The sequence below is a fragment of the Janthinobacterium sp. GW821-FHT03A03 genome (assembly GCF_059421435.1).
Genome location: NZ_JBWKUZ010000001.1, coordinates 499,911 through 510,186 on the forward strand (window position 1 = coordinate 499,911; position 10,276 = coordinate 510,186).

The window sequence follows — 10,276 nt, forward strand, 5'->3', positions numbered from 1 at the left end:
GAAAAACTGGCAACTTTTCGCAAATAAAGACGAAAAAAAACCGGTGCAGCAGCACCGGCTTTTCACTCTGCCAATACGGCATCGGGTTTATTTCTTCGTCGCTTGATCCAGCGCGCGGGCCATGACGAATTCCGGGCGGATATCGTTGGGCACGGCCTTCATCTTGTCGAGCGCCACCTGCACTTCAGGGCGGATCACCACGTATTTCGTCATCATCGCTTGCGCGCGCGCATAGTCGCCCGTCGCCTCGATGGTCAGGAATTCGCGGTCCAGGTCGATCACGGCCTGCTTGATCTTCGCAAAATCGACGCCGAACTTGCCGTCGCCCAGCGAGACGAAACCGCCCTTGTCGAGAATGTAATTGATCTGGATGGCCATGCCGCGCGCATGCGAATCCGTCAGGCCGAAATGCAGGGTGCGGAAACCGGAGGCAAGGAAGGTGTTGTACAGCTTGCGCTCGGCCGCCTCGCCCTGGCCCAGGGTGTCGTTCAGCTGGCCCTTGTCCATCATGTAGCGCAGCGCGAACAGGCCCGTGATGTCCGCCTTGGCCTCTTCGATGGTCGAATAGGCTTCCTTCAAGTCCTGGCGCGGCGTCGATGGCTTGCCGTCGACGACGGTCGCGTGCGGGCCCAGGCCGTGCATGATTTCATGCGCGAGGATGTGCGTGAAGAAGGAATTGAAATCGACGTCCTGCTGCGCTTCGGGCGTGAGCACCAGTTTCGAGATCGGCGTCAGGGTGGCCTTGAACTTGGCTTCCTGCACGTTCTTCAGCATCACGCGCTTGGAGCCGCGCGCGCTGATGATGCGTTCGTCGTTGGGCAGGTTGTAGGCGGCCGTCTGCACGGCCATGTTGCCGTCGCCTGCGCCATACACCTGGTTGACCACCACCATCGGCGCCAGCGCGCCCACTTTCGGGTTGCGGTAGCGGGCGTCGAGCGGCAGGTTGTCTTCCAGTTCCTGCATGTGTTTGGCGAAGAAATCGAGCTTTTGCGTTTCCGCCTGGTCACGGATGTTCACATACGCTTCGAACGCGGCCTTGTAGCCGAACAGTTCATCGTTGTATGTTTCATACGGGCCGATGGTAATGTCGACGGGAGAATCGAGGTCCATCCAGGCGAAATCGGACGGCAGATAGTCGTTGTCGAGGAAAGCCTTGGCGCGCAAGGTCAGAAATTTCTTCAGCGATGCGTTGTCCGTGGCGGCCGCCGCTTCGTCGAGCAATTTGGCCAGCTGTTTCAGCTCCACCTTGTATTCGTCCGAATACTTGACGGTCTGGTACTTGCCGTCCTTGCCCGCGCGGATGGTGGTAAAAAACCATTGCGCCTGCTGCTTGTCGTCTGGCGACAGGCCATTCATCCACGTTTCCAGGCTGGCCTTGGTGGCGCCCTGCGGATAGAAATTGCCCGCTTCCGGCTTGTGCGCGGGAATGGCGATGCCGGCGTAGCTGGCCGGCATGAAGGAGGCGTGCGCGTCGAGCACCGACCATGGCCCCTTGTTGATCCAGAAATAGTTCAGGCGGGCCTGGCCCAGGGCCGACTTGTCCTTCTTCAAGGCCGCCCACAGCGCTTCATTGCCGGACCAGCGCTGGCGCAGCTGCAGCACGTCGACCAGCCTGGCCGCTTCGACCAGCTTGGCGATGGCCTGGCGGTCGCCCGCGGACAGGTGCGTGACGTCGGCCGTCAGCGCGACGGGCGCGTAGCGGGCGCTCATGGCCGTCAGTTGCTGCGCGGTGGCCGGGGCGGCTGGCGTTGCGGCGCAGGCGCTGCCGACGGCGGCGGCCATCAGCAGGGGAATCAGGAGTTTTTTCATGGAGGTCTCGGTTGGATTTTTCTCAGACGCGGCTGGCGCGGATGGCGCGCTACCGCTTTCTTGCTCAGCCTGCGATTGTCCCACCTGCCCCCATGGCATGGCAAGCGGCTTACCAGACCTTGTACACCTGCCCCGTCTGCGCCCCTTCCACGCTGCGGCTGTAAGCGAGGGCCACGCGGCTGGCGGCGGCCGGCTCGAAGCCGTAGAAGAAGGGGCCGTACGACTCCAGCGACTCGGCCAGCACCGTCGGGCTGACGACATTGATGCGCACGCCGCGCGCAAGCTCGATGGCGGCGCCCCGCACGAAGCCTTCCACGGCCGCATTGGTCATGGTGGCGGCCGTGCCGAAGCGGATAGGCTGGTCGGCCACGATGCCGCTGGTGAGCGTAATCGAGCCGCCGTCGTTCAGGTACTCCTGCGCCACCAGCGCCACGTTGACCTGGCCCATGAGCTTGCTTTCCAGGCCTACCTGGAATTGCTCAGGAGTAAATTCGCTCAGCGGGCCGAAATGCAGCTTGCCGGCCGTCACGACGACGGCATCGACCTTGCCGATGCGCTTGAACAGGGCGCGCACTTGCGCGATGTCGCCCATGTCGGCCTGGTGCGTGCCGCTGCGGCTGCCCACTTCGATGATTTCATGGCGCTGCGCCAGTTGGGCGGCGACGGCCGTGCCGATGGTGCCGCTGGCGCCGATGATGACGATTTTCATGCTGCTTCCTTGTGTGGGTTGAACGATGGAGCCAGTATGCGCCGCTTACAAGAAGGAATAAATACGCTAGAATTTACATGATTACCAACCCACAGTTTGCAATCGGGACGCCATGGATAAATTGCGCAGCATGGAAATTTTTGTCGCCGTCGTCGATGCAGGCAGTTTCACGGCCGCCGCCGAGGCGTTCCGGATTTCGCCCGTGATGGTGGGCAAGCACATCAAATACCTGGAAGAGCGGCTGGGCGCGCGGCTGCTGGCGCGCACCACGCGGCGGCAAAGCCTGACGGAAATCGGCCAGCAATATGTGGAACAGTGCCGCCAGATCCTGGCCAGCATCAACGCGGCGGAACGGGGCGCGGAAGCCATGCGCGCGGCGCCGCGCGGCAAGCTCAAAATCACGGCACCCGTGTCCTTCGGCAGCGAGTGCATCGCGCCGCTGATGGCCGACTACCTCGATGCGTATCCGGAAGTGAGCCTGGAACTGAACCTGAACGACAGGACGGTGGACCTGGTGGAGGAAGGGTTTGACGCGGCCATCCGCATCGGCAAGCTGGAAGATTCCGCCATGGTGGCGCGCGTGCTGCGGCCGTATGCGATGGTGATCTGCGCCGCGCCCGCCTACCTGGCCAGATACGGCACGCCGCGCACGCCGGCCGACCTGGCGCGCCACGAATGCCTGGACTTCATGCAGTGGACGCGCCATGTGCGCTGGCGCCTGGCCAGAAGCGGCGACGACGATGGCAGCCCCGTGCGCGAAAGCCGCTTCCGCTCGAACAACGGGCAGGCGCTGCGCGTGGCGGCGCTGCACGGCTTCGGCATCGTCATGCAGGCGGAAATCCTGATGGCCGGTGATATCGCCGCCGGCAGGCTGGTGCCGCTGCTGGCCGACTACGTGCCGGCGCCGCGCCCCATGCACCTCGTGTACGCGCGCGACCGCCAGCCCACGCCGAAGCTGACGACCTTCATCGATTTTCTGCTGGAACGCTACGGGCCGGCGGCGATACCGCCACCGGCCACGCTCACGTAATCGTCGTACTTAGTTGACCTTTGCGGCGGGCGCCGAGGCCAGCCTGGCCAGCTCGCCGTCCGGCTGCCAGCCGGCGCCGAGAGACCTCGCTACGGCAACCGTCGCCAGCAGGCGCTGGGTCTTGATCTGCGCGGCGGCGCGGTCCGCCGCCAGCGAACTGCGCTGGGCATCGGTGACGTCGAGGTAGGTCGAGATGCCGCGCTCGTAGCGCGTGCGCGCCACCAGGTAGGCGCGCGCCGCCGCTGCCTGCGACAGGGCCTGGGCGTCGCCCTGCAACTGGCGCTGCTCCACGTCGGACAAGGCATCTTCCACTTCGCGCAAGGCCGTCAGCAGCTTCGTTTCGTGGTTCGCCACGGCTTCCGCATAGCGCGCCTTGCTCAAATCCAGATTGGCCTGATTGCGGCCGCCGTCGAAGATGGGCAGGGACAGGGCCAGCGGGCCAAAGCTGAACTGGCGCGAGCCGCCCTGCGCCAGGTCGCGCAGCTTTTCGGACGCGTAGCCGAAATTGCCCGTCAATTGCAGCGACGGGTAAAACGCGCCTTCGGCCACGCCCACTTGGGCGTTTGCCGCGCGCAGGCCCGCCACGCTGGAAACGAGGTCCGGGCGGTGCGCCAGCAGGCTGGCGGGCAAGCCGACAGGGATGGCGGGCGGCAGCGGCAAGCTCGATGGCTCGGCGGCCAGCGGCAATTGCAGCGCCGACGGCGGCTTGCCCGTCAAGGTGGCCAGGCTGTTTTCCAGCTGGTTGCGCTGGCGCTTGACTTCATGCAGGTCGGCCTGGGCGTTCGACAGTTCCACTTTCGCGCGCGCCAGGTCCAGCTCATTCGTCAGGCCCGCATTGAAGCGCGCCTCGACGAGCTGCGCCGACTCGCGGCGCGTGTCCAGGGCGCCATTCAGAATGGCCATTTCCGCATCCAGCCCGCGCAGCTGCCAGTAATTGCTGGCCACTTGCGACGACAGCATCAGCAGCACGCCGTCGCGGTCGGCCTGCGCCGCCAGCGCCTGCGCGTCCGCCGCTTCGACCAGGCGCTTCACGCGGCCCAGCAGATCGACTTCATACGACAGCGAGCCGCCCACGGAGAAGTTATTCCCGCTGATCGAGCGGTTGCCCAGGGCCAGGCCCTGCGAGGTGTTGGCCGAGGTGCGCGAGTTCGAGATACCCGTGCTGACGTTCACGCTCGGGCCCTGGTTGGCGCGCGCCGTGCCGCTTTGCGCCAGCGCCTGCAGCAATCGCTCGCCGGCCGCCTTTACACTCGGATTGTCCTGCAGCGCGCTTTGCTCGAGGCGGTTCAGGGTGGCGTCGCCGTAGATGCTCCACCAGTCCTTGGGCAGCTGCGCGGCGTCCGCGGCGGCCGCGCCGTGGCGGAAGATGTCGGTGCCGGCCACGTTTGCCGGGGCGGTGAAATCCTGGCCCACGGTGCCGCAGGCGGACAGCGCCACGGCAAGGGAAGCGGCCAGCGCGATTTTCGTCAATACTGTTTGCATGATGATTACCTTCTTGTTCTTGAGGTGGCTGCGTGCGGCGCTCAATGACCGCCGCCACCGCCACCGGGAGCTTTGAGTTTGTCGGCCAGCCACAGGGGCACGATGCAGGCCAGCAGGATGGCGCCGACGAGGAAGAAGCCGTCGTTGTAGGCCATCACGTAGGCTTCGCGGCGCACGATGCCGTCGATCGCCTGCAAGGCCTGGTTGCCGGCCGTGACGGCGTCATAGCCCTTGGCCATGAACGAGGACGTCAGCTGGTCGATGCGCAGCTGCGTGGCGCTGGAATACGCGTTGATCGCCTCGCCCAGGCGCTGCGAGTGGAAATGCTCGCGCGTGCTCAGGGCCGTGGCCAGCAGGGCAATGCCGATCGAGCCGCCCAGGTTGCGCGTCATGTTGAACAGGCTCGAAGCGGACGCCATGTCCTTCGGCGCGATGCCCTTCATGGCGAAGTTCGACAGGGTCAGCATGACGAAGGGCTGGCCCAGCGCGCGCACCACCTGCGACCACAGCAGCTGGTCGTAGCCGGTGGAGGCGTCCATGTAGGCATTCATCATGCACGAGCCGCCGAACAGCAAGAGGCCGAACGAGCACAGGATGCGGTTGTCCACCTTCGACGACAGCTTGGCAACAAACGGCATGATGAACAGCTGTGGCAAGCCCACCCACATGATGACTTCACCGATCTGCATCGGCGAGTAGCCGGCGATCTGGCCCAGGAACAGGGGCAGCAGAAAGGCCGAGCCATACAGGCCCATGCCTGTCACGGCCGACAGCACGGTGGCCACTAAAAAGTTGCGCTGGCCGTACAGGGCCAGGTTGACGAACGGCTCGGCGCGCGTGGCGCTGGTGACGACCCAGCCCAGGATGCCCGTCAGGGCCAGCGCGGCGAAGGCGATGATGAAGCCCGAGTCGAACCAGTCCTTCGAATTGCCCTCTTCCAGGAAGATGGTCAGGCAGCCCAGGCCCAGGGCCATGAAGAAGATGCCCAGCCAGTCGGCCTTCCAGAACAATTTGAGCTGCATCGGCTCCTTGTCCAGGCCATAGATCATGCCGGCGATCAGCAGCACGCCGGGCACCCAGTTGATGTAGAAGATCGAGGGCCAGCCATACAGCTCGCTCAGATAGCCGCCGAGGGTCGGGCCCATGGCCGGCGCCAGGGTGGCCGTCAGGCCGAAGATGGCCATGCCGACGGCGCGCTTGGAGGCGGGCAGCTTGAGCATCACCAGCGTGAACGCCATGGGGATCAGCGCGCCGCCCGTAAAACCCTGCAGCATGCGGAAGACGATCATGCTTTCCAGGTTCCAGGCCGCGCCGCACAGGGTGGAGAACAGCAGGAAGAAAGCGGTGGTGCCTATCATGTAGGCGCGCAGTCCGAATACGCGCGCCAGCAGCGCGGTGAGGGGAATGACGATGATTTCCGCCACCAGGTAGGCCGTGGAAATCCACGAGCCCTCTTCCTGGGTGGCCGACAGCGAGCCAAGGATGTCCTTGAGCGAGGAATTGGTGATCTGGATGTCGAGCACCGCCATGAAGGCGCCCAGCATGCCGGCGGCGACCGCCAGCCAGGTGCGCCCGGAGACTTTCTCGTCAATCACGGGAAACGCCGGCGGCTTCGCCAGCGTGGTGGAAGGGCTGCTCATGGAAGCTTAGCGGGCGGCGGTCTGGGCGGCAGGAGCGGCGGCGTGGCGCGGTGCCTCGGCCTTGTCCTGGGCCGACACGGGCTGGTTCACTTCCACTTCGGCGATCACCGACATGCCCGGCACCAGGCGGCCATTCATGGCCTTGATGTCTTCCGGCTGGAAGACGATTTTCACCGGTACGCGCTGCACGATCTTGGTGAAGTTGCCGGTGGCGTTATCGGCCGGCAGCAGGGCGAACTGCGCGCCCGAGGCAGGGGCGAAGCTGTCCACCGTGCCCACCAGTTTCTTGCCCGGCATGGCGTCGATGGTCACGTGCACGCTCTGGCCGCGGTGCAGGTCGGCCAGCTGGGTTTCCTTGAAGTTGGCGGTGACCCAGACGTTGTCCTGCACGATGGCCGTCAGCTGCTGGCCAGGCTGCACGCGCATGCCCGTTTCCACGTTGCGCTTGCCGATGCGGCCGGCGACGGGCGCCAGGATGCGGTTGTACTGCAGCTGCTGTTCCGCGTCCTTCAGTTGCACGCGCAGCACGGCCACCTGGGCCTTGGCCACGTCGCGCGCAGCTTGCGCCGCGCCGATCTGCGCCTTGGCGGCGGACGCGCTGTCGCGGCGGGCGGCCAGGTCGGCCACGGCGCTGGAGCGGGCCGCGTTGGCGGCGTCCAGTTCCGCTTTCGAGACGGCTTTCATCTGGCTCGTGTACAGCTGGCCGAAGCGCTCGGCATCCTGCTTGGCGCGCAGCAGCTGCGCGTCGGCCTGCGCCACTTGCGCCTGGGCGGCGCTCGCTTGCGCCTGCACTTGCGCGATCTGCGCGTCGGCCTGCAGCACCTGCTGCTCGGCACTGGCGATCTGCGCGGCGATCTGCTCGGTTTTCACGCGCTGGTCGAAGGGATCGAGTTCGGCGATCACGTCGCCCTCTTTCACGATTTGATTGTCATCAATAAAAACCTTGGTGACGACGCCGGAAATGCGCGCCGACACCGGATGCACATGGCCGGCCACATAGGCGTTTTCCGTTTCCACGAAATAGTGGCTGCGGTACCACATGCGCGCGCCGGCGCCCAGCGCGACGAGGACGATCAGGCCGGCGATGATTTTCACGCGGTTGTTCGGGGGGGCGGAGCTGGCGGAAGCGGCGGGCGTGGAAGGCACGGCCGGGGCCGCGGGTGGGACGGCGCTCAGCACCTTGTGCTCTGCTTGGCCTGGCTGGTTGGACATACTCGCTCCGAAAATGAAATGACGTAGATTCATTATTGGGCAAAGAAAAGCGCTTGTCAAGAAATGAAACGATTGCATTTCATTTTAATTTGCACTACAGTGTGAGCCGTCACTTACCCTTCAACTCATAAAGAGACCCAGACCATGTCCGATCCCGGCCTCAGCGATACCCTGCCTACCGATACAGACTCCGGCAACGCCGCCACCGAACTGACGTGCTGCGGCAAGCCTGCCGGCCGCCCGCGCGCGGCCGACATGGAAGCGCGCATGGAAAACCTGCTGCACACGGCCGGCTGCCTGTTCCTGGAAAAAGGCTATGGGAAAGTCAGCCTGGAAATGATCGCGCGCGAAGCCCACGTGGCCGTGCGCACGATTTATGTGAAGTTTGGCGGCAAGTCGGGCTTGTTCAATGCCGTGGTGGAACTGCGCCGCGCCGCGTATTTCTCGACCATGCCGGCGCTGGAAACGGATATGCGGCCCCTGCCCACCATCCTCGGCGAGTTCGGCCTGCTGTTCGTGCAACTGGTGACGATGCCGGCGGCGATACGCCTGAACCGCATGGTGGTGGCCGAAGCGGCTACGCACCCGGAACTGGCGGAAACGTTTTACAAGGTGGGACCGGGGCAGACGCGCGAGATGCTGACCAAGTTTTTCAAGCGTCCTGATATTGCACCGCTGTTTCGCGAGGAATTGACGGCATCCATGCTGGCCTTGCACCTGCTCAATTGCCTGCTGGGCGACCAGATGTCGCGCCTGCTGTTTCCGCCCCAGGCACAGCCTGATGTCGCACAATTGCGCGCCAAGGTCGAGGTCAGTCTCGACCTGTTCCTGCGCGGCACCCTGCGCGCGCCGCTGCCGGCCTGAAACCCGGATCAGCCAGGGCGGCTGCAGTCCTCGGGCGCAGACGTCTCTGTCCGGACGGCCTCGATGCGTTCACCGCTGAGGCCCAGTGCGCGCAGGAAAGGCTGGGCCGCCGACGCGCCGTCAATGCTCAGTGAGGACTCACTGCCATCATAGCGTTCCGGGCCGTAGCGCATCAGATCAAACGACGTTTCAAAGCGCTGCGCCAGGAAATAGGTGCGGAAGTAATCGAAGGAAAACGCCACCTGGCCATCGGCGCGCAGCAGCAGGCCGTGCGCATACAGCGGCGCCAGCCAATCGCCCGCCCCCATGTCCCAGCCCTTCACGCCGCAATAGTCGCAGGCAAAGCGCTGCAACTCCGCCTCGCTCAGGAACAGGGTCTTGGCTTCGAACATCACGAAGGCCAGTTCGATGAGGAATTCGCGTGCCGCCACGGCGTCGTCGGACGGCCCGCGGTGCGGCATGCCCGCCTTGCCCAGCAAGCCGTCGAGATAGACGCGCTCGTCGGCCAGTTGCGGCAACAGGGTGGCAAATACATAGTCGGCATCCATCTGCCCCGTTTCCTGGCCATTCGGCGTGTACAGCACCGACAGGGCGAAGTGCTTGCTCACTTCGTCGAACTCGCGCAAGGCCACCGTCCACTGCGAACCGGGTGCGCCGTCGGCGCCACTGTTGCCGAATTCCAATACGGCAAACGCCGCCATCTGGCCATGAGCACCGTACAGGCTGCCAGGATTGCTCTTGAACAAGATACCCAGCGACTTCATCAGCGAGCTGGCGTCGCCCGTATGCTGGTGGCCATGGAACACGGCGTGGATATTCTTGTAGCGCGCGCGCTGCTCGGCACTGGCGTGCTCATCGGCAGCGAAAAAGCTGAAACCGGCATTGCCCAGCGCGGCGGCGGCGACACCCTGCTGGCGGCTGCCCGGCACCAGGTAAAAGCGCGCGCCCGGCAGGCTGGCCGCCTGCAGCAGCGGACGCAGAAAATATTCGTAGACATACACGGGCGTCGTGCCGGCGCAGGCGTCAGGCGCCACCAGCTGGCCCGTAAAGAAAATGGCATCGATCTGTTTTCCCGCCGCCAGGATGGCGGCCACATCCTGATACAAGGCGTGCAGCATCACGGCCTGCTCTTGCTCATCGGCCCGGCGTAAGCGCACATCGGCAATATGGAGGGCGGTAAATTTTTTCATTGTTGCAAAACTTTCTCAGCACAGCCGAACTTGACCGGACACTGGCAACGTTCAGGGAAAAATCACACACCCCGGGTCAAGCGTGAGCGAAACATAGTTACAGACTTCCATTCTGCCATTTTTTCCATACGGCAATACTCACCAATTTTCACATGGGACGTATCCGCCACAGATCGCGTGCATTTTACGCCGCCCAGGTCAAAGGAAATAAAAAAAACGCGCGCACTTTCCCGTTTTTTTTGTACTGGAAGTTAACTATTTATCAGCGCTTGCGCGGCGGCGGCAGGTCCGTGCACACGCCTTCGTACACTTCGGCGCGCTCTTGCCAAGCTGCCGATCG

At 64.2% G+C, this 10,276-nt stretch carries 9 protein-coding genes; 3 read left to right on the top strand and 6 right to left on the bottom strand.

Translation table 11 applies throughout. The annotated features are described in order from the left end of the window. Positions 1 to 87: 87 nt before the first annotated feature. Both AC07VI_RS02300 and AC07VI_RS02305 read right to left on the bottom strand, forming a co-directional pair. Positions 88 to 1,809, bottom strand: a complete 1,722-nt coding sequence (locus AC07VI_RS02300; RefSeq protein WP_492995560.1) for a dipeptidyl-peptidase 3 family protein — start codon at positions 1,807 to 1,809, stop codon at positions 88 to 90. A gap of 109 nt (positions 1,810 to 1,918) precedes the next feature. Next, positions 1,919 to 2,518 carry a short chain dehydrogenase gene (locus AC07VI_RS02305; protein WP_099374271.1) on the bottom strand — a complete coding sequence of 200 codons (600 nt, stop codon included), beginning with the start codon at positions 2,516 to 2,518 and terminating at the stop codon, positions 1,919 to 1,921. A gap of 112 nt (positions 2,519 to 2,630) precedes the next feature. On the opposite strand from AC07VI_RS02305, the gene AC07VI_RS02310 reads away from it, so the two are divergent. Then, positions 2,631 to 3,548 carry a LysR family transcriptional regulator gene (locus AC07VI_RS02310; RefSeq protein WP_099374270.1) on the top strand — a complete coding sequence of 306 codons (918 nt, stop codon included), beginning with the start codon at positions 2,631 to 2,633 and terminating at the stop codon, positions 3,546 to 3,548. Between the two features lie 9 nt (positions 3,549 to 3,557). Here the strand turns inward: AC07VI_RS02310 and AC07VI_RS02315 are convergent, their stop codons facing one another. The 3 genes from AC07VI_RS02315 to AC07VI_RS02325 are packed head-to-tail and all read right to left on the bottom strand — an operon-like array spanning position 3,558 to position 7,882. Then, complete coding sequence (locus AC07VI_RS02315) at positions 3,558 to 5,030, bottom strand: efflux transporter outer membrane subunit (protein WP_492995563.1); 1,473 nt, start codon at positions 5,028 to 5,030, stop codon at positions 3,558 to 3,560. A 41-nt stretch (positions 5,031 to 5,071) separates the two neighbouring features. Then, complete coding sequence (locus AC07VI_RS02320) at positions 5,072 to 6,670, bottom strand: DHA2 family efflux MFS transporter permease subunit (protein WP_086146811.1); 1,599 nt, start codon at positions 6,668 to 6,670, stop codon at positions 5,072 to 5,074. 6 nt (positions 6,671 to 6,676) lie between these two features. Next, positions 6,677 to 7,882 (bottom strand): HlyD family secretion protein, encoded by a 1,206-nt coding sequence (locus AC07VI_RS02325; protein ID WP_086146812.1) that lies wholly within the window; start codon positions 7,880 to 7,882, stop codon positions 6,677 to 6,679. Positions 7,883 to 8,026: 144 nt separating this feature from the next. On the opposite strand from AC07VI_RS02325, the gene AC07VI_RS02330 reads away from it, so the two are divergent. Beyond that, complete coding sequence (locus AC07VI_RS02330; RefSeq protein WP_086146813.1) at positions 8,027 to 8,746, top strand: TetR/AcrR family transcriptional regulator; 720 nt, start codon at positions 8,027 to 8,029, stop codon at positions 8,744 to 8,746. A gap of 8 nt (positions 8,747 to 8,754) precedes the next feature. Here AC07VI_RS02330 and AC07VI_RS02335 read toward each other — a convergent pair whose 3' ends face one another. Further along, entirely contained in the window at positions 8,755 to 9,936 is a 1,182-nt protein-coding gene (locus AC07VI_RS02335) for a hypothetical protein (RefSeq protein ID WP_086146814.1), read from the bottom strand. Between the two features lie 152 nt (positions 9,937 to 10,088). On the opposite strand from AC07VI_RS02335, the gene AC07VI_RS02340 reads away from it, so the two are divergent. Continuing rightward, positions 10,089 to 10,276 (top strand): hypothetical protein (locus tag AC07VI_RS02340; protein ID WP_494808769.1); only part of this gene is annotated, 188 nt, incomplete at its 3' end.